The organism is Nitrosomonas sp. Nm84 (assembly GCF_003201565.1).
Lineage (GTDB): Bacteria > Pseudomonadota > Gammaproteobacteria > Burkholderiales > Nitrosomonadaceae > Nitrosomonas.
In genome coordinates this window covers 1-26418 of the sequence record NZ_QJJP01000027.1, presented here as the reverse complement: position 1 = coordinate 26418, position 26418 = coordinate 1, and the positions used below count along the sequence as shown (strand labels likewise).

Annotated in this window: 29 protein-coding genes; 20 read left to right on the top strand and 9 right to left on the bottom strand. The window is 44.0% G+C overall.

Annotated features, from left to right (window positions below; translation table 11 throughout):
* Positions 1-5: 5 nt before the first annotated feature.
* On the bottom strand, positions 6-674 hold the full coding sequence (locus C8R34_RS12740) for an OmpA family protein (protein ID WP_110341203.1): 669 nt from the start codon (positions 672-674) through the stop codon (positions 6-8).
* A 454-nt stretch (positions 675-1128) separates the two neighbouring features.
* On the opposite strand from C8R34_RS12740, the gene C8R34_RS12735 reads away from it, so the two are divergent.
* The 11 genes from C8R34_RS12735 (at position 1129) to C8R34_RS12685 (ending at position 10136) form a co-directional block, all read left to right on the top strand.
* Positions 1129-1845 (top strand): ABC transporter ATP-binding protein, encoded by a 717-nt coding sequence (locus C8R34_RS12735; protein WP_110341201.1) that lies wholly within the window; start codon positions 1129-1131, stop codon positions 1843-1845.
* A 22-nt stretch (positions 1846-1867) separates the two neighbouring features.
* A complete protein-coding gene (locus C8R34_RS12730; protein WP_110341199.1) occupies positions 1868-2611 on the top strand; it encodes an ABC transporter permease subunit in 744 nt (247 codons plus the stop codon).
* A gap of 55 nt (positions 2612-2666) precedes the next feature.
* Positions 2667-3986 carry a GldG family protein gene (locus C8R34_RS12725; RefSeq protein WP_258364496.1) on the top strand — a complete coding sequence of 440 codons (1320 nt, stop codon included), beginning with the start codon at positions 2667-2669 and terminating at the stop codon, positions 3984-3986.
* Between the two features lie 3 nt (positions 3987-3989).
* Positions 3990-4874, top strand: a complete 885-nt coding sequence (locus C8R34_RS12720) for a DUF4340 domain-containing protein (RefSeq protein WP_110341195.1) — start codon at positions 3990-3992, stop codon at positions 4872-4874.
* Positions 4874-5704: a bifunctional DNA-formamidopyrimidine glycosylase/DNA-(apurinic or apyrimidinic site) lyase gene (mutM, locus tag C8R34_RS12715; protein WP_110341193.1), complete on the top strand. Its 831-nt coding sequence runs from the start codon at positions 4874-4876 to the stop codon at positions 5702-5704. The genes C8R34_RS12720 and mutM overlap by 1 nt, the downstream gene beginning before the upstream one ends.
* A 104-nt stretch (positions 5705-5808) precedes the next feature.
* Positions 5809-6621: a pyrroline-5-carboxylate reductase gene (gene proC, locus C8R34_RS12710; RefSeq protein ID WP_110341191.1), complete on the top strand. Its 813-nt coding sequence runs from the start codon at positions 5809-5811 to the stop codon at positions 6619-6621.
* A 61-nt stretch (positions 6622-6682) separates the two neighbouring features.
* A complete protein-coding gene (locus C8R34_RS12705) occupies positions 6683-7258 on the top strand; it encodes a YggT family protein (RefSeq protein WP_110341189.1) in 576 nt (191 codons plus the stop codon).
* A gap of 16 nt (positions 7259-7274) precedes the next feature.
* A complete protein-coding gene (locus C8R34_RS12700) occupies positions 7275-7571 on the top strand; it encodes a DUF167 family protein (RefSeq protein ID WP_110341187.1) in 297 nt (98 codons plus the stop codon).
* Between the two features lie 36 nt (positions 7572-7607).
* Complete coding sequence (gene sixA / locus C8R34_RS12695) at positions 7608-8060, top strand: phosphohistidine phosphatase SixA (RefSeq protein WP_110341185.1); 453 nt, start codon at positions 7608-7610, stop codon at positions 8058-8060.
* 47 nt (positions 8061-8107) lie between these two features.
* Positions 8108-8647, top strand: a complete 540-nt coding sequence (locus C8R34_RS12690) for a pseudouridine synthase (protein WP_110341183.1) — start codon at positions 8108-8110, stop codon at positions 8645-8647.
* 298 nt (positions 8648-8945) lie between these two features.
* Complete coding sequence (locus C8R34_RS12685) at positions 8946-10136, top strand: fatty acid desaturase (RefSeq protein ID WP_110341181.1); 1191 nt, start codon at positions 8946-8948, stop codon at positions 10134-10136.
* Positions 10137-10205: 69 nt separating this feature from the next.
* Here the strand turns inward: C8R34_RS12685 and rpmG are convergent, their stop codons facing one another.
* The 3 genes from rpmG to radC form a co-directional block, all read right to left on the bottom strand.
* Positions 10206-10361, bottom strand: a complete 156-nt coding sequence (gene rpmG / locus C8R34_RS12680) for a 50S ribosomal protein L33 (protein WP_110341179.1) — start codon at positions 10359-10361, stop codon at positions 10206-10208.
* 42 nt (positions 10362-10403) lie between these two features.
* Positions 10404-10643 (bottom strand): 50S ribosomal protein L28, encoded by a 240-nt coding sequence (gene rpmB / locus C8R34_RS12675; protein ID WP_110341177.1) that lies wholly within the window; start codon positions 10641-10643, stop codon positions 10404-10406.
* A gap of 71 nt (positions 10644-10714) precedes the next feature.
* Entirely contained in the window at positions 10715-11389 is a 675-nt protein-coding gene (gene radC, locus C8R34_RS12670) for a DNA repair protein RadC (protein ID WP_110341175.1), read from the bottom strand.
* A 196-nt stretch (positions 11390-11585) separates the two neighbouring features.
* Between radC and coaBC the strand changes: the two genes are divergently transcribed.
* Entirely contained in the window at positions 11586-12788 is a 1203-nt protein-coding gene (gene coaBC / locus C8R34_RS12665) for a bifunctional phosphopantothenoylcysteine decarboxylase/phosphopantothenate--cysteine ligase CoaBC (RefSeq protein WP_110341173.1), read from the top strand.
* An 8-nt stretch (positions 12789-12796) separates the two neighbouring features.
* On the opposite strand, the gene C8R34_RS12660 is transcribed toward coaBC, so the two are convergent.
* Positions 12797-16636, bottom strand: coding sequence for a translocation/assembly module TamB domain-containing protein (locus tag C8R34_RS12660; protein WP_110341171.1), 3840 nt, complete (start codon positions 16634-16636; stop codon positions 12797-12799).
* Between the two features lie 9 nt (positions 16637-16645).
* Positions 16646-18439: an autotransporter assembly complex family protein gene (locus tag C8R34_RS12655; protein ID WP_110341169.1), complete on the bottom strand. Its 1794-nt coding sequence runs from the start codon at positions 18437-18439 to the stop codon at positions 16646-16648.
* 38 nt (positions 18440-18477) lie between these two features.
* On the opposite strand from C8R34_RS12655, the gene C8R34_RS12650 reads away from it, so the two are divergent.
* From C8R34_RS12650 to C8R34_RS12625, 6 genes are all read left to right on the top strand, one after another.
* Positions 18478-19149, top strand: a complete 672-nt coding sequence (locus tag C8R34_RS12650) for a uracil-DNA glycosylase (RefSeq protein WP_110341167.1) — start codon at positions 18478-18480, stop codon at positions 19147-19149.
* A gap of 36 nt (positions 19150-19185) precedes the next feature.
* On the top strand, positions 19186-19374 hold the full coding sequence (locus tag C8R34_RS12645) for a 4-oxalocrotonate tautomerase family protein (RefSeq protein WP_110341165.1): 189 nt from the start codon (positions 19186-19188) through the stop codon (positions 19372-19374).
* 5 nt (positions 19375-19379) lie between these two features.
* Positions 19380-21197, top strand: coding sequence for an excinuclease ABC subunit UvrC (gene uvrC / locus C8R34_RS12640; RefSeq protein ID WP_110341163.1), 1818 nt, complete (start codon positions 19380-19382; stop codon positions 21195-21197).
* 103 nt (positions 21198-21300) lie between these two features.
* Positions 21301-21888 (top strand): CDP-diacylglycerol--glycerol-3-phosphate 3-phosphatidyltransferase, encoded by a 588-nt coding sequence (gene pgsA / locus C8R34_RS12635; protein ID WP_110341161.1) that lies wholly within the window; start codon positions 21301-21303, stop codon positions 21886-21888.
* A 30-nt stretch (positions 21889-21918) separates the two neighbouring features.
* Positions 21919-22359: a YaiI/YqxD family protein gene (locus C8R34_RS12630; RefSeq protein ID WP_110341159.1), complete on the top strand. Its 441-nt coding sequence runs from the start codon at positions 21919-21921 to the stop codon at positions 22357-22359.
* Between the two features lie 33 nt (positions 22360-22392).
* Entirely contained in the window at positions 22393-22773 is a 381-nt protein-coding gene (locus C8R34_RS12625) for a hypothetical protein (protein WP_110341157.1), read from the top strand.
* Positions 22774-22974: 201 nt separating this feature from the next.
* On the opposite strand, the gene C8R34_RS12620 is transcribed toward C8R34_RS12625, so the two are convergent.
* The gene (locus C8R34_RS12620) at positions 22975-24012 is read right to left on the bottom strand and encodes a TIGR02281 family clan AA aspartic protease (protein ID WP_110341155.1); all 1038 of its coding nucleotides are present in this window, start codon (positions 24010-24012) and stop codon (positions 22975-22977) included.
* Positions 24013-24369: 357 nt separating this feature from the next.
* Between C8R34_RS12620 and C8R34_RS12615 the strand changes: the two genes are divergently transcribed.
* Both C8R34_RS12615 and C8R34_RS12610 read left to right on the top strand, forming a co-directional pair.
* Positions 24370-24780: a hypothetical protein gene (locus C8R34_RS12615; RefSeq protein WP_110341153.1), complete on the top strand. Its 411-nt coding sequence runs from the start codon at positions 24370-24372 to the stop codon at positions 24778-24780.
* Between the two features lie 16 nt (positions 24781-24796).
* The gene (locus tag C8R34_RS12610) at positions 24797-25339 is read left to right on the top strand and encodes a YMGG-like glycine zipper-containing protein (protein WP_110341151.1); all 543 of its coding nucleotides are present in this window, start codon (positions 24797-24799) and stop codon (positions 25337-25339) included.
* Between the two features lie 242 nt (positions 25340-25581).
* Here C8R34_RS12610 and C8R34_RS12605 read toward each other — a convergent pair whose 3' ends face one another.
* Positions 25582-26133: a hypothetical protein gene (locus C8R34_RS12605; protein WP_110341149.1), complete on the bottom strand. Its 552-nt coding sequence runs from the start codon at positions 26131-26133 to the stop codon at positions 25582-25584.
* Between the two features lie 132 nt (positions 26134-26265).
* On the bottom strand, positions 26266-26418 hold a 153-nt coding region (locus tag C8R34_RS12600), incomplete at its 5' end, for a methane monooxygenase/ammonia monooxygenase subunit C (RefSeq protein ID WP_219999590.1).

Below are 26418 nucleotides of genomic sequence, written 5' to 3'. Positions count from 1 at the left end.
ATTGTTTATTTTATGCCAGTCACTTCAATGTCAACGCGGCGATCAGGTGCGAGGCATGCTTTCAATTCCTTACCATGTCCGTGGCAAGAATTGCCTGTTACCGGATGGGCTTCACCTTTGCCAATAGCGTGGATAAGATTGGGATCAATGCCTCTTGAAACCAAATGTGCTTTAACTGCTTCCGCACGTCTATGAGAGAGTTTGTGATTATAGCTATCGGAGCCAATTCGGTCTGCATGGCCTACAACCTCTATGCGATCATATTTAACATCTTTCAGGCTCGCCGCAAAGTCGTTCAATGCCAGGATGCCGTGTCCACCACTTGGTTTTAATTTTGCACTATCAAAATCAAACAATGCATCAGCTGAGAATGTCACCTTTTTAGGTGCGACCGGTACGGGCGCTGGCGCTGGTGGCGCTTCAGCTACTACCTTCTTGGCCAGATCGGGTTCACATTCCGGAATCGCCATTGCTGGAGTCCAGTAGCCAGTATGCCAACATAATCCGGTAGTATTCCTTACGACCACACCACGATCATCAACACCATAAGCTTCAGGTTTTTTTACAGTACGATCCTGATCAATACCGCCTACTTGTGCTAAGACAGCACCAGAAAACATTGCTGGTATAAGGATCATTCCAATCAGGGTATTTTTGGTTGATAGTTTCTTCATGCTGTTGTCCTTTTAATGAAAACGAAAACTGCGGTTCTAAAATTTCTGTTACAGGTCACATGTGTAAAAAGTCACACTGCCATTTATGTTTTAAATACTCTTCTTGGTATATTCTACTACTTCAAGACTGTTAGTGTTCGATTATCAGTTTGTTTGCTTAGTTTAATAAATCAGTGTGTTGCTTAATTGCAACAGATTTGTGGTATAAATCATAAATCCGAATCGATTAAAATTAACGATTTAACACGATTGAGCTGTAGGGTATTTGAGCAGGAATGTGGCGATAAACAAATGACAACAGATTGTTGTGGTTGAAATCAAACAGAAATTAATGAAGACTAGTCTTTTAAGCATATTTTCATGTCTATGAGTTATTTTGAGATCATGGTTAAGATCTCTCTCGATAGATTTTCTGTAAGTCAATGAATTTAAGCAACCTTATATCTCGAATAACATGACAGCGACAACTCTATCAACACAAAACCTGTGTCGTAATTATGGTTCCCATATCGCAGTACGTGACATTAATCTTCAATTGCAGCGAGGCGAGGTATTGGGATTATTGGGGCCGAATGGAGCGGGTAAAACAACAACCATGCGGATGCTTACGGGTAATCTTGCGCCGAGTGCTGGCAGTATTGAGATTTGTGGTATCGATTTATTGAATAAGCCCCAAGAAGCCAAAGCCCATCTCGGTTTTTTGCCGGAGATTCCGCCGCTGTATCAAGACATGACTGTCGATGAATTTTTACTGTTTGCTGCACGATTGCACCGCCTAAGCAAACCGAAAATTCACACAGCATTAGGCGATGCGAAACAGCGTTGCGGTTTGGAGGATCGCGGCAGGCACTTGATTAGTACCTTATCAAAAGGCTTCCAACAGCGTGTCGGTATTGCACAGGCCATTATTCATAATCCGGATGTTATTATTTTGGATGAACCGACAGTGGGACTCGATCCAAATCAGATGCGCGAAATTCGTAAACTGGTGCGGGAGCTGGGCGTTTCCAGTAGCGTAATTTTATCAACACACATACTATCCGAAGTTGAGAACATTTGTGACAGAGTGCAAATTATGCATAAAGGCAGCGTGGTGTTTGATCAAACGATGGCGGAATTGCAACAGCAGGGTACCAGTCTGGAGATGGTATTTACACAACTGACACAGTGATCAATGAACCGGAATCCTTGAGATGATTGTTACAATTGTCCGTAAAGAATTAAATATGCTGTTTACTTCTCCTTTAGCCTGGATATTATTGGCTTTGATACAATTAATACTAACTTGGGCTTTTCTGGGGCGATTGGATGCATTTCTAGAGATACAAGCGCAATTGTTACAGATCGAAAATCCGCCAGGAGTAACGGAGACCATTATTTCACCTGTGTTTGCAATGGCGGCCATTGTGTTTCTAATGATCACGCCATTATTATCCATGCGCTTGCTGGCTGAAGAACGTCGAAATCATACGCTAACGCTATTGATGTCAGCGCCTATTTCCATGACGGATATTATCGTTGGAAAATTTCTCGGACTAATGATTTTCTTTGCGATGGTCATTGCCTTGATTGTTGCATTATGTATGTCATTGTTGCTGGGCGGTGCCATCGACTTTGGTTTGTTACTGAGCAATACCATGGGTTTATTATTGGTTGCTGCATGTTTTTCTGCATTAGGTCTGTATATCTCCAGCTTGACGGCACAACCGGTAATTGCTGCGATTGGCGCGTTAGGCGTGCTATTGGGATTGTGGATAATTGATTTGGCGGCTGGTGAAACAAATCACTGGTTGCACTTTATTTCGTTGCTGAAGCATTTTGAGAATTTTAATCAAGGATTGATTGATACATCCAGTATCGCCTATTTTATTTTGTTTATGACGACATTCCTGATACTGACGATTCACCGCCTGGATGGCGAGCGCCTACATGGGTAAGTGAAAAATTACATCAATGACCGCGCTCAATAAAAAATTACGATGGTATTATCGAATGCAGCATGCTGCGTTCGTCATTTTGTTATTGTTATTAGTTACTTTGCTTGGTTATCTGACAACACAAAGCCGATGGCAGTGGGACGTCAGTCAGAATGCACGTAACAGTTTGAGCGAAGCCAGCATAGAGATATTGCAGAAGCTGCAAGGACCCGTGCAAGTAACCGCGTATGCTACTGAGCAACATGCAGAATTTGGCGATATACGCAAGATTATCGCTGATTTTGTTGCGTTGTATCAACATACTAAGCACGATCTGTCGTTGACGTTCATTGACCCGACCGAGCAGCCTAAGCTGACGCAGGAGGCCGGTGTGCATATGAATGGTGAAATGGTGGTGTCATTTAATGATAGACGGGAACATCTCACGGTAATTAATGAACAGGCGTTTTCCAATATCTTGATGCGGCTTATACGTGCTGAAGATAAAAGGATAGTTGTATTGAGTGGGCATGGAGAACGCAAGCTGGATGGCAATGCGAATTATGATTTAGGGGAGTTTGGCAAGCAACTGCGCAAGAATGGTTTTGTCAGTCAATCGCTGAATCTTGCTATTGAACGGGAAGTGCCTGCAAATGCGAGTGTGCTCATCATTGCTTCTCCACAGGCGGACTTGTTGCCTGGAGAAGTTGATAAGTTATTGAATTATATTGATCGTGGCGGTAATTTGTTATGGCTGGTTGATCAGGAGTCATTGCGCGGCTTATTGCCTTTGACAGAGAAATTGCGTTTGATATTGACGCCGGGCGTTGTGATCGATCCTCAAGCAAAGCAACTGAAAGCACCGCATACTTTTGCTTTGGGCGCCAGTTACGGACAACATGTGATAACCGATGATTTCGACTATATCACGGTGTTTCCGTTTGCGCGGCAGATATTGATTGATGAAAATGCGGAGTGGAGCAGTGTCGCGCTGGTTGAAGCGGCACACCAAGGCTGGGTGGAAACTGGGAATCTGGATGGAGAAATTACTTATGATCAGGCTGTGGATGTGGCTGGCCCGATTAGCATTGCCGCAGCGTTGACCCGCAATATTCAAGATCGTGAGCAGCGAATAGTCGTTGTTGGCAGCGGGCATTTTCTTGCGAATGCTTATCTAGGGAATGGTAGTAATCTGGATTTTGGTATTAATTTGATCAATTGGTTGACGGGTGACGAAGAGCTGATTCTGATTCAACCGCGCGCAACACTTGATAATAGCCTGATATTTAGCGAATCTGGGCTTACTTTGATTGTCGTTGGTTTTCTTGTTATGTTGCCGGCATTCTTTTTGGTCAGTGGATTCGCCATTTGGTGGCGTCGCAGAAGAAAAATATAAAAAATGACTCACCCTGCACGCCTTAACCTGATCATGTTTGCCACAATTGTTGGTTTGATGGTGTTTTTGTATTCTAAACCACAAATTCAGGGTGTTCAGGAGTATCCAATTTCGTCTGCAGTGATGGAAGACGTGCAGACTGTACGTATCATTCGACAGCAAAAAGAGATGATACTCAAACGACTGGATCATCGCTGGTATCTGATAAAACCGGTACAAGCCCAGGCGGATGAAGAAAAGATCAAAGAAATTCTGAAAATTCTGACAGCCACTAGTGATCAACGTTTCCCAGCGACAGATCTGGGGCGTTTTGGTCTGGATCGACCTGGTGTGCAATTATATTTTGATGATGAATATGTCGGCTTTGGCGGTTTTGCACCCGTTACCCAGCAGCAATATGTCATGACGAATGACCTTGTTTACTTAGTTGCGCCGCGCTATGTGCTGGCGTTGCCGCTCAGTGCCAGTGATCTGATCAATCCGCGATTGCTGGCATCGAATGAAATACCAATGCGCTTGGAATTGAGTCACTTATCCGTAGAATTTAAAAATGGAAATTGGAATAGTATTATCCAGGATTCTGGCCAAACATTGGATACAAAGACGATAGAGCACTGGGTTCACTTGTGGCAAACCGCTTATGCGCGAGAACTGACATTCGAACAGCAGCTGAGTGATGATCTGGTTGAAGTGGGCGATATAAAAATCAGTTTAAAGAACGAACAAAAAATCGTTCTGAGAATTTTGCAAAGTGAAACCGAAGTCGTGTTTTTAAGGGCTGATGGCGGTATTGGTTATCACTTTCCTGTTGACGCGGGACGGCAGTTACTCGATCCGTACGCGATTAAACTAAGCCAGGCAGTTTCTCAATGGTCTACTAAAAGCTGATGCCGGAACTACCGGAAGTGGAAACAACACGACGGGGTATCGCGCCTCATCTAATGGGTCAAGAAATTGCACATGCGATTATTCGTAATCCTAGCCTGCGATGGCCTATATTGAGCGATTTGTCAGTGATATTGGCGGGCTTGAAGATTCAGGCCGTGACCAGGCGGGCTAAGTACTTGCTGCTTGATTGCGGTTCTGGAACGCTGATTTTCCATTTGGGAATGTCAGGGAGTCTACGTATACTGTCGGTGAAACTGGGGTGTTCGATTGCAGCGCCAGAGAAACATGATCACTTCGATCTGGTTTTAGGCGGTCGAACCATTCTGAGGCTACGAGATCCGCGCCGTTTTGGTGCGGTGCTGTGGCATGAAGGAGATATTTTGCAACACCCGCTTTTGGTAAATCTGGGGCCCGAGCCATTAACTACAGATTTTAATGCGAAGCAATTATTTGAAAAAACCAGAGAAAGTCATGTCAGTATTAAACAAACGCTGATGAATAGTCATATGGTTGTTGGTATTGGTAATATTTATGCCAATGAAGCTTTATTTCTCGCAGGCATTAATCCTAGGATAGCTGCGAGCAGAATCGCGATCACTCGTTATGAAAGACTGGTACAGGCGGTTAAGCAAACCTTGCAACAGGCAATCGAAGCGGGAGGTAGCAGTTTGCGTGATTTCGTGAATAGCGACGGAAACCCTGGATATTTTCAGCAGTGTTATGGGGTTTATGGACGCGCAGGTCAATGTTGTAAGCGATGCGGTCATACCATTAAACAAATCAAGCAGAATCAACGTTCAAGTTTTTATTGTCCGAATTGCCAGCACTGATTGGTATGGGCTTGGTGTTGAAGTGTCTTCTATGCGGGTTGTAACAATTGTAGAATCATAATTTTTTCCGATACTTAAATAACATAATGGTAAGATCAATCAATATGAATATTACATTCATTGGTGGCGGTAATATGGCCTCGGCTTTAATTGGTGGGTTGCTGCAGCAAGGTTATACAGCCGGGCAGCTGCACGTGGTTGAGATTAATGCGGAAAGTCGTGACAAGATACAGCAGATGTTTGGCGTATCAGCGGTACCCGATCTTGCCAGCGAGGTGATTGATAGCGATGTTATTTTGTTGTCCGTGAAGCCGCAGCAACTATTTGAGTTAACTCAAAGGCTTGCGCCATTGCTGCAGGATCAATTGATCATATCGATTGCGGCAGGTATTCGTACGTTGGATATTATGCGCTGGCTGGGTGGTTATCAGCGAGTTGTGCGCGCTATGCCGAATACACCCTCGCTGGTGCGCTCCGGAGTGACCGGGTTGTATGCCGGTTCCAATGTCAGCGAACAGGATAAAAAAAATGCCGAGTCGATTCTTATGGCGGTAGGCGCTACACTTTGGGTGGAGGAAGAAGAAACATTGCATGCGGTAACGGCTATTTCGGGCAGTGGACCTGCCTATGTTTTTTATTTTATTGAATCTATGCAGCAAGCGGGAATAGAATTGGGTCTAACACCCGACCAGGCTAAGCAACTCAGTTTACAGACATTTGCCGGTGCGTGTAAGCTGGCCAGTGTGAGTGATGAAGATCCCGCATTATTGCGAGCCCGGGTAACCTCAAAAGGTGGTACAACCGAGCAAGCAATTCAGGCGATGGAAAAAAATGATATTAAGTGTAAGATCATAGCTGCTATTCATCGTGCCAGCCAGCGTTCACATGAAATGAGTGATGAGTTTGGTAAAATGTAAATCTTAATGAAGCCAGTGAGCAATTTATTAATCATCGATTATAGTTTTCTGGAAAATTCTTATGTCTAATCAGATTCTAATTTTTCTTCTTGATACCATCCTGGGCTTATTCTCCTTGGCATTATTGTTGCGCTTTTATTTTCAGTTACTACGAGTTCCTTACTACAATTCAATATCTCAGTTCCTGATTGCAGCCACTGATTTTATTGTGCGTCCAGCACGGCGCATTATTCCCGGTTGGGGAGGGCTTGATCTATCTACGCTCATATTAGCCTGGTTGCTGGAATGTATCATCATCACCAGTGTTTATATGGTACAAGACTATGATTTTGGCGCCAATATCGGCACCGCATCCGGGACTATGGGATTGTTGGGTATTGTTGAGATTGTTAAAACGACGCTCTATATTGTGTTGATAGCAATCATCATGCAGGCTGTTCTGTCATGGGTTAATCCACATAGTCCATTAGCACCCTTACTGGATAATTTCACACGTCCATTTTTAAGCGTTTTTCGCAGATATATTCCGCCAATCGCCAATGTTGATCTGTCTCCGTTGTTCGTGTTGATCATCATTCAGTTACTGCTCATGATAGTGGCCGGAGTACATATGCAAATTGCCGCAATGCTTCACTAGGTGTTGAAGAACTGATATGAGCTGGTATCGGTATGATAGTGAAAATAATCTTATTTTGAATTTGCACGTTCAACCGGGTGCAAAAAATACTATCACTGCAGGGTTGCATGGTGATGCGCTTAAAATAAAACTTGCGGCTGCTCCGCTGGAAGGTAAGGCAAATGCGGCGCTCGTGAGATTCCTTGCTAAGCATTTTGATGTGCCTATAGGTCAGGTGATATTAAAGCAAGGTGAGCAATCGCGGCGTAAAGTGGTAGTAATTCAATGCCCTGGTTATGGTCCGGATGTGTTGTTTGATGAGCTGCAGGATTGATATATTAATGAAAATTCTTCTTTTATCGGAAATATGATGGATTTGATTTTGTGGCGCCATGCGGAAGCAGAAGATGGTTTTCCGGATATGGATCGTAAACTCACTGAAAAAGGATTAGATCAGGCAAAGCGCATGTCTGGATGGCTTAAATCAAGGTTGCCGGAGAATACATTGGTGATCGTTAGTCCTGCACAGCGTGCTCAACAAACTGCGGCGGCGCTGGAATCCGATTTTGTCACTAATGCTGAAATAGGACCCGGCGCTGGCGTAAAAAATATTCTTGCTGCTGTAAATTGGCCCAATTTACAGGGTGCTGTGGTAATTGTCGGTCATCAGCCGACGCTGAGTGAGGTTGCTAGTTACTTAGTTCCAGTCATTCCTCCAGGATTAAGTGTCAAGAAAGGCTCCGTGTGGTGGATTCGATGTCAGCAGAGAGAAGATGCAACTGAATCAGTACTTCATGCCGTTATCTACCCTGAGATGTTATGAATGGACTGAATTTGAATTGAATTTGTTTTTCAACATTTTTGATTGATATGTCTCGGCTAATTCTATTCAATAAACCCTATGGTGTAATTTGCCAATTTACACCCGAAAGCGGTCATCAATCATTGAAAGATTTTATTCCATTTCCGAGTTTCTACCCGGCAGGCAGATTGGATGCGGATAGTGAAGGTTTAGTTTTATTAACGAATGATGGAAAATTACAAAATAAAATCAGTCATCCGAAGTTTAAGCTACCTAAAACTTATTGGGTCCAAGTTGAAGGTGAACCTGATGAACCTACATTAGCTAAGCTACGTCAAGGTGTGGTGCTTAATGATTTTAAAACACAACCTGCGCAGGCATCCCTAATGGATGAGCCCAGTTGTCTTTGGCCGCGAACACCTCCCATTCGTTTTCGTAAGAATATTGCCACTACTTGGATGTCCTTAGTCCTCAATGAGGGTAAGAATCGCCAGGTAAGACGGATGACAGCGGCGGTGTTATTTCCTACTTTGCGATTAATTCGGTATGCAATCGGCCAGTATACTGTACAAGGAATTGCACCTGGGGAATGGCGTATAGTACAGTGAATAATTTTCTTTCAATAATTGAGTGATATCTCTATAACGCTTTAAGATTCAGTGTATAAGCGCACAGATGGCTTTTAGTGACGATTTGATGCAGATTATATTTTTCATTTTGTAAAGTGTTATCATATGATGGTGTAAAAGTGAATGGTAGAAATTGAGTGCATAGTGTGTACAGTAGGGTAAGCAAATAATAGTTTTAAAAAATGATATTGAATTAGTTGAATTTAAAAACGAGCGGCTGGTCTACTTATTTAAGTAAGTCTATGTGATGGTGGGTTTCTAAAAGGATAGTGACTATATGATTTCTGATTTTCTAAATTTAATCTCCGGCGTAATCGATATGCCATGGTGGGGGTACGTTGTCGTTACTTTAGTATTTACGCATATTACAATTGCGGCGATTACAATTTATCTTCACCGGCATTCAGCGCACAGAGCACTGGAGTTGCATGCGATACCTAGCCACTTCTTTCGCTTGTGGCTATGGTTGACCACTGGAATGGTAACAAAACAATGGACGGCAGTTCATCGCAAGCATCATGCAAAATGCGAAACCAAAGATGATCCGCATAGTCCAGTAGTCGTTGGTATCAAGAAGGTTTTATACGAAGGCTCCGAGCTGTATCGGCTGGAGGCAAAAAATCCGGAAACTTTGGAAAGATATGGATACGGCACTCCCGATGACTGGGTGGAGCGCAATATTTATAGTAAGCATAGTGCAAAAGGTGTTGCTCTGATGTTAATTATTAATGTCATTTTGTTCGGCCCGATTGGTATTACGATATGGGCTATTCAAATGATGTGGGCGCCTATTTTTGCAGCAGGTATTATTAATGGTGTCGGGCATTTTTGGGGGTATCGTAATTTCCAAGCAGAAGATGCAAGTAGAAATATCCTGCCATGGGGTATCTTAATCGGTGGAGAAGAGTTGCATAATAATCATCATGCTTATGCAACATCAGCACGTTTATCCAATAAATGGTATGAATTTGATATCGGCTGGATGTATATTCGTATTTTGGAGATGCTAGGGCTTGCAAAAGTTAAGAAGATTGCACCCAAGTTACGGATAGATAGAGAAAAGACTCAATGTGATCTGGATACATTACAGGCCGTAATTTCACATCGTTATGAAGTACTTGCTAAGTATACTAAATCACTACAGGTTACTTTTGCAAAAGAAATGGTTCATTTAAAAGAAGCAACAGTACAATATGGTGTAGATAAAACCACCTTGAAACGTTGGATTTTGGCGGATTCAAAAACTTTACAAGAGCATGAGCGTGAAAAGTTAAGTCAAGTACTAAGTAATGCTAAAACGCTTGATAAAGTTTATACCATGCGTGAGGAATTGGCCGAAATTTGGCAACGCTCTACCGCATCAACCGAAGAGCTGGTTAAGCAACTGGAGGATTGGTGTCGACGTGCGGAAGAGAGCGGTATTGAGGTGTTAAGGGCCTTCTCGCAGAGATTGCGCTGTTATGCATAAGGAATAGATAGATAAAGCTAGAAATAAAAAACCCGCTTTTTAGCGGGTTTTTTATTTATTCTGCTTCTTTTATTTCAATTTCGTTTCTTTATACATTACGTGCTTGCGCACAACAGGATCAAATTTCATTAACTCCAATTTTTCTGGCTTTGCACGTTTGTTTTTAGTCGTTGTATAAAAATGACCTGTTCCTGCTGATGATTCGAGCTTTATCTTTTCACGCATTGCGATGACTCCCTAACGTAGTAACTTAGCTTTTTCAATATATTAAGAGATGCTTTTGCCTTGTAAGCGCATTTTAGCTAATACTGCATCAATACCATTCTTATCTATCGTGCGTAAGGCAGCATTCGATAAACGTAAGCTAATCCAACGATTTTCACTTTCGACCCAAAACTTACGATGCTGCAAGTTGGGCAGGAAGCGTCTTTTGGTTTTATTATTTGCGTGAGAAACATTATTACCTGCCATCGGTTTTTTGCCAGTTACTTGACATACTCGTGCCATACTCGTGCACTCCAGAATTCTTAAAGCCGCTATTATACCCTGATTTGTAGCACTTATTCAAATGTGACGATTCAAATTAAATCATGCTCAGCAAAGGACATGGCGGTACCATTGCCAACAATAAAATGATCGAGTACTTTAACGTCGATCATTGCTAATGCTTGCTTTAGAGATTGAGTAAGTATTTTATCGGCATGGCTGGGTTCCGCTACGCCGGAAGGATGATTGTGTGCAAAGATTATCGCAGCGGCATTGTGATGCAAAACGCGCTTGATGACTTCCCGTGGATATACGCTGGTTTGTGTCAGTGTGCCGCTGAATAACTCTTCAGTTGCAATTGTATGATTTTTAGCATCGAGAAAAATACCGATAAATACTTCATGCTGTTTGCTTGCTAGCGTTAAACGTAGAAAATTTCGAACCAGTTCGGGCGAGTTCATTGCATTTTCATTTTTGAGCTCCTCGCTTAGTGCGCGCCGGGCCATTTCTAATACGGCTTGTAGTTGCGTGTACTTTGCGATACCCATTCCCGGTATTTGACAGAAACTAGCCTGACTGGCTGCAAAGACCTTGGTTAAGCTACCGAAATGTGAAAGTAATTCTCTTGCGAGATCCACAGCACTTTTTCCCGTTATGCCCGTACGTAGAAATATGGCCAACAGTTCGGTATCCGAAAGTGCAGTAACGCCTTTCTGTAGGAGTTTTTCGCGTGGTCGTTCAGATACTGGCCAATTTGTAATCGCCATAAAATAATATAGATAGCTTGATCATGTAAAATGAAACGGTTTGTTACAGGTGTATTACGATCTATTGCTGAGTAAGACAGAAGATTTTACTGATAGCGACATGCGATGCGATCATATTGAGTAAAATGAGCAAATAGGTATCTATACTAATCCCAATTCATTGATTGACTAGGTTTATTCATAAAAATATTTTGTTATGACGACATGTACATTTCCTATAGCTAAAAAACGCTTACTGTTGGGTATAACCGGTGGTGTGGCTGCCTACAAAGCTGCGGAATTGGCGCGCTTGCTAACTCAGGACGGGATTGAGGTACACACGGTAATGACTCAAGCGGCTTGTCAATTTGTCGGATCAGCAACTTTCCAGGCACTGACGGGTAATCCTGTTTATACGGATTTGTGGGAGACCAATGCTACTCATAACATGGCGCATATCAGCCTATCTCGCAATGTCGATATGATTCTGGTAGCACCGGCGAGTGCTGATTTTATTGCGAGGCTTGCGGGCGGTATGGCGAATGATTTGCTTACGACATTATGTTTGGCGCGTGATTGTCCGCTCATGGTGGCCCCTGCCATGAATCGGCAAATGTGGGAGAATCCAGCGACACAACGTAATTTGTCGGTGTTGCAACATGATGGCGTAAAGATAATCGGTCCCGCCAGTGGTGAGCAGGCTTGCGGCGAAATAGGGATGGGGCGTATGCTGGAGGCGTGTGAGCTGTTGCAAGCGGTGAGCGCAGCTTTTCAAACTGACAACTTACTGCAAGGTAAAAATGTTCTGGTGACAGCTGGACCTACGTTTGAAGCGATTGACGCTGTACGCGGTATAACCAACAACAGTTCCGGGAAAATGGGATACGCTGTTGCTCAGGCTGCGATGGAAGCGGGTGCAAAGGTGACGCTTGTTTCCGGTCCCACATGTTTGACACCGCCAGCAGTAGAAAAACTCATTCGAGTAGTGAGTGCGCATGATATGTTGCATGTTGTGCAGGCAGAAATAGCGCAGATCGACATTTTTATCAGTGTCGCTGCTGTTGCTGATTATCGCGTGGAAAAAGTCAGTCAGCAAAAATTAAAGAAATCTGAGAGCAAGTTGTCGATAGCGCTGATTCCTAATCCAGATATTCTGAAGACGATATCTAGTCTGCCCAAACCACCTTTCTGTGTTGGTTTTGCGGCGGAGACAGAAAATCTTGAAAGGAATGCAGAAATGAAACGGCGTAAGAAGAATTTGCCTTTGCTGGTTGCTAATTTGGCCCAGACTGCTATCGGTTCCAATGACTGTGAATTGATTTTGTTGGACGATGGCGGTAAGCACGTTCTTTCCAAAGCACCAAAAATAGAACAGGCGCGGCGTTTGATAAAGCATATTTGTTCACTGTACCAGCAATAAAAATGAGGCTAATCAAACTGGATGGTATAGAACAAGCTTGCTGCATTATCTTCACCAGCCTGCGTAACAACTGTAACTCTAGGCGTCAGATTGTAAGTCAGTTTGGTGATTCCCATGGTCGTTGTTGCTAGGCTGCGTTCATAACTTAAATAAACGCGCGACGAAATACGCTTTCCGATTACGCCGACCTGTCCGGTTAACGAACTGCCAATACCCGCCTGCTTCACCGTGATTTCATCAACACCCAACGTGCGAGTAATTTGATCGGTGATGCCGGTACCGGATTGCCCACCTAATATCGATCCGGCTGCAAGCAGCAACGCGGAAGTATCCAGTCCACTTGCGTCAGGTTTTCTGCCTAACACAATCCATGACAGCTTTTCGGTATCGGGAACATTCGGAGTCGACACCAATTTAACCTGGGGATGTCGCACTGAACCCAGAATTTCAACGCCGGCTTCAACCTGCAAGCCTTCTCGTATCGCTAACACACTTAATCCGGGATCATCTAGTGGGCCTTGAAAACTGACGATGCCGCGTTTAACCGTGAGATCCTGACCATATGCTTTGAAAGTTGTATCTTGTGCCGAAATCGAGCCACTGACTTTTAATGCATTTTTTTGATCACTTTGAATTTGCAGTTGTCCGGCCAGGCGACCTTCTAAACCGGATACGTGAATAAAGAATTTTTCTCCCAAATTGAGATTCATATCCAAAAGCAGTGATAAATTTTGCTGGGTAGTACTGGGCCGACTGTTCACAAAAACAATATCTTCAGATAACTCAGGCCGGTTGTCAGGTGGTTGTAGCAATATCCCAGCATCTGCCAATATATCGCCTTTCACACTCAGATTGTTGTTGTGAAACTTAGCTTGGCCGGAGCCGGATGTAATAATCCAGTAATCGGTTTTGTGCGCTAGCGGTAATTGACTCATTTTGAAATTTAGATGGCTTTCGTTGCCGACAAGCCCGATGTTGCCAGTGATCTTCAGCGTACCCGATGTGTCATCCAATTTGAGATCTTTTAGTAGGCGATTATCCGGCGGTGGTCGATGCGGCGTGATAAAGTCAAGTCGATCAATATTTAAGTTTGAGTGATGGAAACTGGCGACCAGATCGCCCTGCTGTAAATCGATGCCATGCTCCAATAACAGTATGCTTAATGCTTTGCCGGTAGCCGCGCCGGTAAAATCCGGCTGATTCAGTGTCCCTTTGATATGCGCTTGAATTTGAAGTTGCCCATTCATGCTTATGCTGTTATCCAGTATTGCATCAACCCACTTTAAATTGCTGATATGCGCAGTTACTTCGCCATGCAAAGGCGCTTCGCCAGCAATCGACCAACGGTTGGTTGATTGCTTGATCGGTACGGTCAAATGCGCTTTGGCGTTGCCTAACTGTTGGCTCACCAATTCAAATTTGCCAGTTATTGTTTCATCGTGTGCGGTTACCTGTAGTTGTAGGGTTTCTAAACCTATTGGTTGAGATATGTCGCCGGGTAAATACCAATCGCCATGTTCCCGGCGGATTTGCAGATTACCTTTGAGCTGAACGCTGGAAGCAAAATCCCACTGGCCGCCCACATGTAAAGCGGATTCGCGTACAGTGTGTTGTTTGCCGGGGTATACGGCAACGCCGGAAAAATGGCCGCTAGTTTTCCATTCCTTGGGAGTCCACTGCAGTTGATCGATGCTTAAAAAACCGTCGGAAATTGAGAATGTAGCGTGGCCGAGCGTAATCGAGTCAGGATTGATTGAGAGTGTCGCGGGTGTCTTTAAGCGAATGGGTATTTCTCCGACCGAGGATAATTCTGCCAATTGCCCATTCCAACGCAGGGATTGCAGTGGAGTTTTTCCTTCCATTGCTCCTGTTGCTTTCATCCGAATTTGAATATCATCATTGATCTGCGCATTAACCGATACGGTATGGTCGGAAACCTTTCCATGGGTATCGACGGCTAGGTGCTGCAGCACAGTTTTTTGATTGGTGGCATAGTTTGCAACGGTTGCGTTGAATGAGATTGTGTCATTGTGTAAACGGCCATTGACGGATAATCCCGAAAGATGTTGTTCTTCCGGCATATGTAGCCGCTTGCTATGTATGTTTACTTGAAAATCAGGAGAGTTTAGGTTTCCATTGAATTTGAGGCGGGCTTGTAAATCACCCGTTAAGCCAAGTCCAAGTTGTTGTAACGATGGCGCATTAATTTCTAATTGCAACGTATTATCGGATTCGCGCATATCGCCTTGTGCCAGAAAATGATTGGATCCAACAGTTAATTCCGCTTTACCCTTAAATTGCTCCCGTCCGCTGAATGCAACTTGACCACTTCCGGTTATTGGGGATTTTGCCAGATGGCTTTTTTGGATCGCGTATTCCAATACACCGGAAATGTGCGGAGATAATTTGCCGGCTAGCTTTATAGTCGCATTTAAATTGGAATCAGGCGCTTGGACAAAATTGGCAATATTAAAATTAACCAAATTGCTCGATAGCTCGAACGATTGCTCGTTGCTGAGATCGAGTTTTCCTTGTCCGCTTAATCGCGATTTGTTGCGCTGAAGATTGAATTGCTCAAGCGTAATGTGGTTGTCTGTCCGCGTTATGGCGGCATTCAGAACAGCTGAATTATCCTTGAGATTGATGCGGGCGGATTGTTTCTGAGCATTGCCTTGTAAATTGATCTGACCGGAAACTTGCGTTATCTGTATGCGACTATCAATATGTTGTGGATTTAATTGGTTAACCAGAAAATCGGCTGATGCGGATGCTTCTTGTCGATGCCAGATCAGGCTGCCCCTGATGACTTCATTTGCGGCAATTCGAGTACGGATATTCTGTAACTGAATAACATTCTCCGTCATCAGTACTTGCGTACTAATTTTAGTAAACGGAAGGCCGCTGTGATTCAGTGGGGTTGCTGTAAGATTTTCAATCTGAACTTCACCTGCCAGCTGTCCTGATTCATTTTGCGTCAAATGTGCGGATACTGAAAGATCGGCAGTCGGTGCATCGGAAAGGAAACCTGCCGGATTGAGTCTTTCCAAGTTAGCATGAAACTGTGTTACCGGATTGGCTGCAAAAGGTTGCAGATGTAGTTTTAAATCTCTTTTGATATTGCTTTGCTTGGCGTTGATTTGAATATTCAGTTGTTCCAGATTGCCGGTAATCACGGCCTCGGTGTCGCCCCATGGGTCAGCATCCGCCAGATCAATCCGCCCAGATAGCTCAAATGGAGCATTTCCATTGAGTGCCGCCAAAGCACTGACAGCGCCCCAGTGTGTATGAAAATCCAGATGGTTGAGTCGATGATCATAGCCATTGCTGGCGAGTGACAGCGCAAGATTAGAAAGCGTCAATGCGGAATGTTGATTTTCTGCTGAGATTACTTGTATTGTGTTGACTTTGAGCAAGTGAATCGACACAGCGAGTGGGATGGTTAAGTGTTCGGGTAAAGTGGGCGGTGGGGTTGCGGTGGTGGCAAGCAGTTGTTGAATATCCACCGCTTCAATCGTTATTTGGTCAATCTCGATCCATTTTCTGAGCAATTGGCCTGGGCGCCAGGAGACATGGACGTTTTGTAGCGAGACCTGATATTCATCGCTGACCATACGAATATTTGCAATGCGCATGTTTTGCAGTGTTCCTTGTATTTCCTCAAATTGCACTGCGCCGGCGCTTAAGCGGTTGATGGTAGAGAAAGTCCATTGCAATCCGGAGGAGGTGCTGAATAACCAATATCCTGCACTTGAAGCAAGCAAAATCAGTACAAGTAGTAAGCTCACCAACCGGTTGTATGGTTTATGGCTATTTTGGGAACTGTGATTGCTATGCGATGGGTTTGTCATGATCAAAACTCAGAATGCAACCGCCAAGGAGAAATAAAAGCGTAGTGTACCGGTTTCATTGGACCGCGCTAAGTCAAGCGCAATCGGTCCCGCCGGGCTGCCCCAGCGAACGCCGATGCCATAGCCTAGAAAAGCATGCATTCTTTGCCAATTGTCGGCCGCGCTACCAATGTCTGCAAAAGCCGCCGCACCCCATTGTTGGGTGAACCAACGGGTATATTCGGCGGTGGCTGTGGCCATAGTACGGCCACCCACAATCGCGTTGCCTTCGTGTACGCCTATGCTCTTGAAGTCATAGCCGCGAATCGATTGAATGCCGCCTGCACGGAACAGGTATTCCTGAGGAATCCCAAACCGTGATGAAGCCAATGTATAACCTACTTCTGCACGCAAATAGATAACATCTTGAGAGCCCACTGGCCACCAGCTTTGTTGTCGCACATAAGTGCGAATAAAATCCTGGTCTGAAAAGAACAGCTGGCTACCGCCCCCGATACGAATTTCTGTTACATCGCCACGCCGGATATGCAGCGGATTATCGACAACTTGCCGTCGCCAGCGCCAATCCAGCATTAGTGCTTCATTGATTTGGTTGATCGCACCTTCGGGCTTTTTGTGTTCCCTTTGCCAATTCAACCCAAGCTGCATTTGAGTTTTCGGCGTTTGATAATTGCGGCTAACACCGATTTTTTGCTCCACTGTTTTCAAATTCTCAATATCCGTCGTTTGCAGGCTGGCACCCAGTGAATAATTGATATTGTTTTGGTCTGGCTGGGTATCAACGCCGGTAAAAAAGGTTTGACGCTTTTGCTCTAAGCGCAGCATACTGGTTAGATTCCAGGCGCGATCCAGCAAATTATGATTGCGATAATTGATTTCACCGCGCGCACCATTATTCGAGCTGTAGCCTGCGCCAAATGCAAATTGCTGCGACTGAGCTTCTGTCAGAGCAATTTGAACAGGTATGGATTTGTGTTGTGTGGTATCCGGCGAAATATTGACCGAAACCGTGTTAAATTGCGGTTTTTTTTGCAGTTCAATCTGATAAAGATGCAACAAGTCACGTCGATAAACGTCGCCTGTTTTAAATGGTGCGAGGTTAGTAATCAGTGTCTGGTCATAACGTTTTAGTCCGGTGATTTGTATTTCACCAAAATGGAAAATGGGTCCGGAATCAATGGTGATGGAAAGATCGGCGCGTGCATGATCCGGATCAATCCTTGCCTGACTGGTAACGATACTGGCTGCGGCGAATTCTTCTTGTGAGACGCTGGATAATAGCGATGTTTTTGCTTGTTCCCATTCAGCGGAGCGGAACGGTGAGTTTGTTTGCAAAGGCCATGCAGCCCGGATTTGCGCTATGCGTTTTTTATATTGCTCATTTTCTTGTGCGATGTCGCCATGAAATGTAATGGAAATTTCACCAATGCGTGTCAGTACGCCGGGATCTACTTTGATTTCAGGTGTTGTAACTTTTCCCTGAATCTGATGTGACAATGAAATGGATGGCGCGAAATAACCCTCGACTGCCAATAAATCGCGAATTTCATTTTGCGCGCGATACAAAAAAGCTTTTTCAGCGGTACTATCTGTAAACGGCTCCGTTGGTAATTTAAAATGCTTGATCAACAATTTTTTAATATCATCAGGCGCAGACAATACAATAATAGTTGAATTGTTTGTGGTACTGGATGATTCTTGCGCTAGCGCGATGCCCGGTAGGGTGGCGATAAATAGCAGGATGACTGAACAGCAGCGAATAACAGAATCAGAATAATCAATTTTTGATGAGATGCTTGGCATAACCTTACGATATTAACCCATGACCTCGAGTTTTACGAATGCTCCATAATGCTTTAACGCAGCAATGCAACAATTTGAGTACATTTGATTGTACACAATGTCCTCGCTTGTCCGGTTTTTTGCAATCGGTGAAAACCAAGCATCCAAATTATCACGCCCGGCCAGTCAGCGCTTTTGGCGATATCAATCCCAAGCTGCTGATTATCGGTCTGGCACCCGGTATGCACGGCGCTAATAGGACAGGTCGACCATTTACCGGTGATTATGCAGGAATTCTACTGTACCGGACATTGCATCAATTTGGTTTTGCCACGCGACCGGAGTCTGTTGCAGCGAATGACGGATTGCAGTTGTTAGGATGTCGCATTACCAATGCGGTCAAGTGTTTGCCACCGGAAAATAAGCCCATGCCGCAAGAAATCAAGCAGTGTAATCAGTATCTGACAGCAGAGATAAACGAGTTTGTACAGCATGATGGCATGGCAATACTCGCATTGGGAACGGTTGCGCATCAGGCGACATTGATGAGTTTACAGCTTAAATTGAAAGATTATCCGTTCGGTCACGGTGCGATGCATCATTTGCCGCTGGGAAATGGGCTGAAACTCTATGACAGCTACCATTGCAGTCGCTACAATACACAAACCAAACGTCTCACAGCGGAAATGTTTGAGAAGGTGTTTGATAACATTGTCGCTGCTATCAAATGACAAGTCAGTAACTAAAAAATAAAGGAGAAAATTTATATGCCTTATGTCAATATCCGTGTGGCTGGAACGTTAACACGCGAACAAAAACAACAAATTGCGACAGAATTGTGCGACACGTTGGAGCGCGTTGCTAAAAAACCGAGGTCATACACCTATATCAGTTTTGATGAGATTCCCGACGAGAATTGGGCGATTGCGGGAAAATTACTCGGCAAGGAGGATTAAGCAATTTGTTGAGCGCCGGCTTTAACGCTAAGGAATTTTGTATCAATCTGCCGCTTCAGCCGGGCGTTTATCGCATGATGAACGCCAAAGGCGAAGTGATCTATGTCGGCAAGGCGATCAATCTCAAAAAACGCGTTTCTTCCTATTTTCAGAAAAGCAATTTGGGTCCCAGAATACAGCTGATGATTTCGCAAGTAACCGGTATTGAAACGACGGTTACCCGCTCTGAAGCCGAAGCGCTGTTACTTGAGAATAATTTAATCAAGAGTTTAAAGCCGCGTTACAACATCATTTTCAGGGACGATAAATCCTATCCTTACGTGATTCTGAGTGGGCATGATTTTCCTCGTTTAGGGTTTTATCGTGGCGTGCTGGATAAAACGCATCAGTACTTTGGCCCTTATCCGAATGCCGGCATTGTGCGCGAGAGCATACAGCTACTACAAAAAATATTCCGCCTGCGTACCTGCGAGGATAGCGTTTTCAGTAATCGTACCCGCCCGTGCTTGTTGTTCCAGATCAAACGCTGTAGTGGTCCCTGCGTTAATCAGATTAACCAACAGGCGTACCAGACGGATGTCAAAAACGCTGAGTTGTTTTTGCAAGGTAAACAAACCGAGGTCATGGAAGTTATTGCCACTAAGATGCAGCAGGCTTCGGCGCAGATGAAATATGAGCAGGCTGCGGTATTGCGGGATCAAACGCAAGCGTTGCGCAGAATTCGCGAGAAGCAATTTGTCGATAGCGGGAAAGCGCTGGATGCCGATGTCGTTGCGTGTGCATTTATGCCGGATGGTTCTGGAAAAGTGTGTGTTAATCTGGCAATGATTAGGGGAGGGCGGCATTTGGGGGACAAGAGTTTCTTTCCGCAAAATGCGGATGATTACACCCCAGCCAATATTGTTGAAGCATTTTTAGCACAACATTATTTGAATCGAAGTGTGCCGCCGTTGATTATTCTGGGCGAAAAAATCGAAGGTGAAACGCTGCAGCAATTATTAACCGAGCAATGCGACCATAAAATTACTATCCAATTACACCCTGTGGGTGAGAAACGTGCATGGCTCGATATGGCGACTGAGAATGCGCGACTGGCGCTCAAGCAAATGATAAATCGGCAAGCCAGTCAGGAAAAGCGACTGCTGGCATTGCAGCAGGAATTACAGATGCCTGGTTTGAATCGCATCGAATGCTTCGACATCAGTCATACCATGGGTGAAGCGACAGTTGCATCTTGCGTTGTGTATGATAATTTTTCCATGCGCAATAATGAATACCGCCGCTATAACATTGAAGGAATTACACCCGGTGATGATTATGCCGCTATGCGAGCGGCGCTTTCCCGGCGTTATCAAAAGATTATGAGTGGCGAAGGGCAATTGCCGGATTTGATTCTGATCGACGGCGGCAAAGGACAAGTTGCTGCAGCGCAGGAGGCCTTGCAGGAACTTGGTATTTCCGATGCCAATTTATTAGGTGTGGCCAAAGGCGAAGAACGTAAGCCCGGACTGGAGCAATTGATTTCTCCCGCATTGGAAAAGCCGTTACAATTACCGAGTGAGCATGCTGCGTTACATCTGATACAGCAGATCCGTGATGAAGCACATCGTTTTGCCATTCAGGGGCATCGCAGCCGGCGAGGTAAAGCCAGAACCAGTTCCAGTCTGGAAGATATCAGCGGTGTCGGCAGTAAACGCAGGCAACGTCTGCTGGGTCGGTTTGGCGGATTGAAAGGAGTTCTGACCGCAAGTATCGAAGAATTACAACAAACAGAGGGAATAAGCCGGAAGCTAGCCGAGAAAATATATAAAGAATTACATTAAATATCGATTATTGTATTGTCGATTATACAATTCTGTATTTTTTCGAATCCTAAATACATCTAAATGGATACCCTTTTAATCATTCAGTTCTAGCTACGATTATATGCCTTACAATTTACCTAATTTGTTAACATGGTTGCGAATACTTGCCATACCATTATTTGTCGGTATTTTTTATTTTCCGCATTCCTGGTTATCTCCCGTCAATCAGAATTTAATTGCTACCCTGATTTTTGCCGGTGCAGCCGTTACAGACTGGCTGGATGGTTATCTGGCGCGGGTTTTAAATCAAGCATCTGCATTTGGCGCATTTCTTGATCCGGTAGCTGATAAACTGATGGTTTCTGCTGCATTGATCGTTTTGGTATATCTCGGACGGTTGGATGCACCGATTGCTTTAATCATCATCGGGCGCGAGATTACCGTATCAGCATTGCGCGAATGGATGGCACAAATCGGTCAGTCAAAAAGTGTCGCAGTATCATTCCTGGGCAAAATCAAAACCACTTCACAAATGATTGCAATCCCTTTATTGCTGTATCACGAAAATGTCGGCGAGAATTTTAATACACAAGAAATCGGAACATGGCTCATTTATATTGCTGCTGTGTTGACGCTCTGGTCTATGTTCTATTATTTGAAAGCCGCCATGCCGCAAGTGCTGAAGAACGAAACTAATAAGGGTTCCTGATGATTACATATTTAATGCAAGCGATAAATCATGAAAATCTGGGTTGATGCGGATGCGTGTCCAGTGGTGATTAAGGAAATTCTGTTCAGGGTTGCCGAAAGAACTAAGCGGCATTTGATACTGATTGCCAATCATCCGATTTATATACCGCCATCGCAGTTTATCCGGATGTATCAAGTGGAATCCGGGTTTGATGTGGTTGATAATGAAATTGTCAGAAGGATGGATGAGGGTGATCTTGTCATCACCAGTGACATTCCTCTGGCAGCAGAAGTCATAAAAAAGCAAGGTTGCGTGCTGAGTCCTCGTGGTGAGTTATATACCAAGGAAAATATTGGCGCGAGGCTGAGTATGAGAGATTTTATGGAGAGTCTACGTGCCAGTGGAGTAGATACCGGCGGATTGTCTACATTGAGTCAGAATGATCGTAAATTGTTTGCTGGTCAACTGGATAAATTAGTGTTAATTTAATATTTTGATACAAAAATTAATAGGAGAATGATAATGAATATTAGAGTACTCGCATTTTTTTTACTGGTAGCGTTGGCATTTTCAACGGCAAGTTACGCTGGTTCTAAATCTAAAGAAGAAGGAATAGTTGAATGGCCTCAGGTACCACACAAAGCTCAACAGATAATCACTGAGCACATACAGGGTGGGGAAATCTTAAAGATTAAGAAAGAGCATATAATCTTAATGAAAGATAAAGGGATGAAGAAAAAAACTATTATTTACTTAGCCAGAATCCAAAATACTGATGGCAAGAAAATCTGGGTAACGGTCGATAAAGACGGTGAATTAGTTGATGTCGAAGACGAAGATACTGATCCAGTATTGGAAGATTTGGAAGACGAAAAAAATCAGAAAAACAAAAAAGGCCATTAAGCATCAGGATTTGATGGAGTTGCCATACTCTCGTCTTGGCTACTTTTGTTTCTGGATCGAACCAGATGTACTGATACAGTATCACTGAGAATTAAGAGAAGAAATTCTGGTTGCGCAATTGATCTGAATTTGTATTCCGCAAGTGATTGGTGCAACCAGTAATAGAGTAGATTGGGAAATATAAAAGAGCGATGATATAAATCAGTGCGAAGAAATTCGCATGACCTTGTTAATTTGCTCAATATGGAAATTGCGTAACACATTCATTCCCAGCAAAGCACTTCCTGGCATATCGGGCATGACATTCACGTCAACGTTGGTGAGCTTGAATGAACCAAAGGTGATTTCTGCAACAGTTGCAGCACAGGCACTTACTTTGCCATTTGCAGTCGATACAAGACGAGGAGAACATTTTTGTATGCCTGCTTGTGATGCAATTTCTGATGAGATTGATACGATGGTTGCTCCAGTGTCGATCATGAACACGACGGGGGAGCCGTTGACAGTTCCAGCGCTGAAGTAATGTCCGTCGCGTGTTTGTTGCAATTCAAGTTTGCCAGAGCTTATGACTTCAGATAACTGCTTAATTTCTTCAGAACCGGCCCGCACGATGCTATAAGCAAGGGCTAATTGAACGGGATCAAGTCCTGAACCGCTAAATTGCATCAGGGTCGTGGAACCGGGGTTGATTGAGATTCCGCCTGATACTGAAATATTTGCGCCATCAGAAAATCCTGTTTCCAGGTTACACCAGTCTGATCCCACTAAAACTTGCATGCCATATTGACCTACCGGTATGCTGATCTGGGTTGTGTTACTAGAAGAGATGGATGCCGCCAGGAATCGTCTGGTTTTTGCAGGGTCCGATAATATTATCACCATCGGGTAGCTGTAGTTATTTTGAATTTCCAATCCGGAGTAAAGCACATCAGTACGCCTCATTACTGATGGGTCAATCATATAAGCTGATCCGTGGGGCGGTAATGATCCGCAATTGTTGGTTTTGGCTATTGGAATCAGTGCATTGTTTGTCAGTTGAGCATGAGGACGTTGCAGGGGCTTGTAATGACTAAAGATCACCAGAAAGATTAAAATCAGGCTAATCCACGAAAGCATGTTTTTGATTAAAGTCTTCCACAGCTCTGCAGATGAGTTGTCTACGGCTGGCTTTTGTTCTTTGTGAGTCGCCTTATCATTACTGCTGCTTGCATCACTGTAATCCTTATCCTGTGTATCCATTTATTTTCTCAGATAGTCGTACTAATGGTTTAGTGTTGTTCAAATATCATTTCATTCAATATGTGATGGAAATTTATTGATAAAAATTATAATTTTACGGTTATTACTACTTTCGACTTGAGAAAATGTGATGTTACTTTCTATGGTACTTACTAAACTCCTTCTTGTCATTATTGGTGGCATAGCTACATTGCAAGTAGCAGCGAGAATGTCTAGCGTTCAGCTTTTATTCAGCTTTCAAACAATACAATCTTAAAGTCGGTGAAGTTTAAATCATGTTAATTGAGTGTATTGAGGCTCACTAATTCCAATTCTCATTACGCTTGTATTATGTGGCTAACACTAAATGGAGTTGATATGATAAATCTTAAGTGTGTGTGTCTAATGATTATTATATCTGTACTGGCCTTGAGTAATGCTGCTTGGGCGCGCGGTGGGCATGGTCACAGACATAGTCATATAAACTTAGGTATTAGTGTGGGTGGTTATTATCCTGGTTTTTATGGTTCTGGCTTCTACGGCCCTGGTTCTTACGGTTACCGTTCTTATGGCTATGATCCATTCTTTTACAGACCGTATTATAGTTACCCACAAACAGTTGTCGTGCCTGTAACGCCGCCAGTTTACATTCAACAAGAGCAACCTAGACCGGCCCAACCGCAAGTCAATTATTGGCATTATTGTCAGAATCCTGAGGGCTATTACCCATATGTTAAAAGCTGCCCGGGCGGTTGGTTACAAGTTGCTCCTCAACCGCCTGCACAATAACTCAATGAGGTAAAGCATGTTAACCATAAGAAATTTCTTGATTTTACTGATTGCTGTTCTGTTGACTGCATGTGTGCATATTCCATCAGGCCCAAGTGTTATGACCTTGCCTGGTTCTGGCAAAAATTTTGATCAATTTCGTTCTGACGAATATGAATGCCGGCAGTATGCTAATGAACAAATAGGGGGTAATACACCTCGGCAAGCATCACGGGTGAGCGGTGTAGAAAGTGCGGTTATCGGAGCAGGGCTTGGTGCTGCTGCAGGTGCGGCTATTGGAGGCGGGCATGGGGCGGCTATTGGCGCTGGGACAGGCCTGTTAATGGGGGGGCTGGCTGGATCAAGCACTGCATCAACGTCAGGGTATGTCAGTCAGCAACGCTACGATTTTAGCTATATTCAGTGTATGTATGCCAAGGGGAATCGTGTTCCGGTCGATGGCAGGATTACTAACGGCTCATCGAATAATAGAGGTGCAGCGAGAAGAATTTCAGCGCCACCCGCAAGCTTTATTCCTCCACCACCGCCACCTGGCAATCCGCCACCACCGCCAAGATAATCTATTCAGTGACCTGCTATCAAAATATAACAATCCACCGAATTTGATCTGAGCGCTAACAGACCGTTGAAGAGCGTTCTCGAGACAATTGAAACTCAGGTGGAAACAGGCGAAGAAGTGCAGTTTATGTATAATAAATGAGCATTCTGAGCCTGTTTTTGACGCCGTAACGGGAACGCAGATAGTTTTTCAGCGGACCTCAAAATGAAGACACCAGGATAGTGAATAGTAGAAGAGCATGATTATTGTTGCATCCGTCTGCGTTTCAGTAACCTATCGGTAAACAAAGCAAGTAACAGTAGTGTAATGATGTAGGGTGCAGCAGTAAAAAAAGCTTCCTGATAATTAGTCATTTGTATCCGCAGTGGATACTCGTAGTGCAGAGGAGGTACGCCTTCTCCTGTAACGAGCAGCGTATATTGACCTTCATCGAGATTGAATTCCCCTTTAATGACGCCATCTGAGTGATTCGTTGAATACAAAGACGTCACTGTGTCACTTAAGGCCTTGCCACTGCCTCTTACTATTTTTATGACTATAGGCATGTCGCGTAATGCTTGATCAACCAAATCAAGAACCCACAGGGTTTCACCTTCTTTAGGGATTTCTGTGCAGTATTCAGCTTCCGGATCGTTTTGTGGTTGATAGGTACTCAAATGTACCATGCTCCCTGATACATTGCGCACACAAACATCTGATTCCAAGGATACTTTGCCATGAGCGGCGACTAGGCCGGAATGAAATACTGCGGAAAGTATAGCGACTGAAACCCATATTTTTATTTTTTGCCTCATTATATGAACCTCCTACACTTATTGATTAATAGTTTACTGAGTTGTTTTATTCCTTTTCAACGGCCTGTTAGCCCATAACCTGTAAGTGCGCATGGCAGGTCATGGGAAATATTGCATCAATATCTAATGAGACTAAGGAACAATCCGGTTATTGAGAATTTCTTTGCTTGAGTTATTCCAGATAACGTCGGTCAGGTTCGAGTAACGGGTGATGATCTGTGCTGCAATACCACCTGAGAATAACCCTGCCCAGCCCAGAATCACAAAGCCCCAGTGCAATGGTGC

What these genes read in the sequence shown, in the direction of transcription:
- C8R34_RS12740 (WP_110341203.1), bottom strand. Translation starts at nt 674, where the DNA reads ATGAAGAAACTATCAACCAAAAATACCCTGATTGGAATGATCCTTATA.
- C8R34_RS12735 (WP_110341201.1), top strand. Translation starts at nt 1,129, where the DNA reads ATGACAGCGACAACTCTATCAACACAAAACCTGTGTCGTAATTATGGT.
- C8R34_RS12730 (WP_110341199.1), top strand. Translation starts at nt 1,868, where the DNA reads ATGATTGTTACAATTGTCCGTAAAGAATTAAATATGCTGTTTACTTCT.
- C8R34_RS12725 (WP_258364496.1), top strand. Translation starts at nt 2,667, where the DNA reads ATGCAGCATGCTGCGTTCGTCATTTTGTTATTGTTATTAGTTACTTTG.
- C8R34_RS12720 (WP_110341195.1), top strand. Translation starts at nt 3,990, where the DNA reads ATGACTCACCCTGCACGCCTTAACCTGATCATGTTTGCCACAATTGTT.
- mutM (WP_110341193.1), top strand. Translation starts at nt 4,874, where the DNA reads ATGCCGGAACTACCGGAAGTGGAAACAACACGACGGGGTATCGCGCCT.
- proC (WP_110341191.1), top strand. Translation starts at nt 5,809, where the DNA reads ATGAATATTACATTCATTGGTGGCGGTAATATGGCCTCGGCTTTAATT.
- C8R34_RS12705 (WP_110341189.1), top strand. Translation starts at nt 6,683, where the DNA reads ATGTCTAATCAGATTCTAATTTTTCTTCTTGATACCATCCTGGGCTTA.
- C8R34_RS12700 (WP_110341187.1), top strand. Translation starts at nt 7,275, where the DNA reads ATGAGCTGGTATCGGTATGATAGTGAAAATAATCTTATTTTGAATTTG.
- sixA (WP_110341185.1), top strand. Translation starts at nt 7,608, where the DNA reads ATGGATTTGATTTTGTGGCGCCATGCGGAAGCAGAAGATGGTTTTCCG.
- C8R34_RS12690 (WP_110341183.1), top strand. Translation starts at nt 8,108, where the DNA reads ATGTCTCGGCTAATTCTATTCAATAAACCCTATGGTGTAATTTGCCAA.
- C8R34_RS12685 (WP_110341181.1), top strand. Translation starts at nt 8,946, where the DNA reads ATGATTTCTGATTTTCTAAATTTAATCTCCGGCGTAATCGATATGCCA.
- rpmG (WP_110341179.1), bottom strand. Translation starts at nt 10,361, where the DNA reads ATGCGTGAAAAGATAAAGCTCGAATCATCAGCAGGAACAGGTCATTTT.
- rpmB (WP_110341177.1), bottom strand. Translation starts at nt 10,643, where the DNA reads ATGGCACGAGTATGTCAAGTAACTGGCAAAAAACCGATGGCAGGTAAT.
- radC (WP_110341175.1), bottom strand. Translation starts at nt 11,389, where the DNA reads ATGGCGATTACAAATTGGCCAGTATCTGAACGACCACGCGAAAAACTC.
- coaBC (WP_110341173.1), top strand. Translation starts at nt 11,586, where the DNA reads ATGACGACATGTACATTTCCTATAGCTAAAAAACGCTTACTGTTGGGT.
- C8R34_RS12660 (WP_110341171.1), bottom strand. Translation starts at nt 16,636, where the DNA reads ATGACAAACCCATCGCATAGCAATCACAGTTCCCAAAATAGCCATAAA.
- C8R34_RS12655 (WP_110341169.1), bottom strand. Translation starts at nt 18,439, where the DNA reads ATGCCAAGCATCTCATCAAAAATTGATTATTCTGATTCTGTTATTCGC.
- C8R34_RS12650 (WP_110341167.1), top strand. Translation starts at nt 18,478, where the DNA reads ATGCTCCATAATGCTTTAACGCAGCAATGCAACAATTTGAGTACATTT.
- C8R34_RS12645 (WP_110341165.1), top strand. Translation starts at nt 19,186, where the DNA reads ATGCCTTATGTCAATATCCGTGTGGCTGGAACGTTAACACGCGAACAA.
- pgsA (WP_110341161.1), top strand. Translation starts at nt 21,301, where the DNA reads ATGCCTTACAATTTACCTAATTTGTTAACATGGTTGCGAATACTTGCC.
- C8R34_RS12630 (WP_110341159.1), top strand. Translation starts at nt 21,919, where the DNA reads ATGAAAATCTGGGTTGATGCGGATGCGTGTCCAGTGGTGATTAAGGAA.
- C8R34_RS12625 (WP_110341157.1), top strand. Translation starts at nt 22,393, where the DNA reads ATGAATATTAGAGTACTCGCATTTTTTTTACTGGTAGCGTTGGCATTT.
- C8R34_RS12620 (WP_110341155.1), bottom strand. Translation starts at nt 24,012, where the DNA reads ATGGATACACAGGATAAGGATTACAGTGATGCAAGCAGCAGTAATGAT.
- C8R34_RS12615 (WP_110341153.1), top strand. Translation starts at nt 24,370, where the DNA reads ATGATAAATCTTAAGTGTGTGTGTCTAATGATTATTATATCTGTACTG.
- C8R34_RS12610 (WP_110341151.1), top strand. Translation starts at nt 24,797, where the DNA reads ATGTTAACCATAAGAAATTTCTTGATTTTACTGATTGCTGTTCTGTTG.
- C8R34_RS12605 (WP_110341149.1), bottom strand. Translation starts at nt 26,133, where the DNA reads ATGAGGCAAAAAATAAAAATATGGGTTTCAGTCGCTATACTTTCCGCA.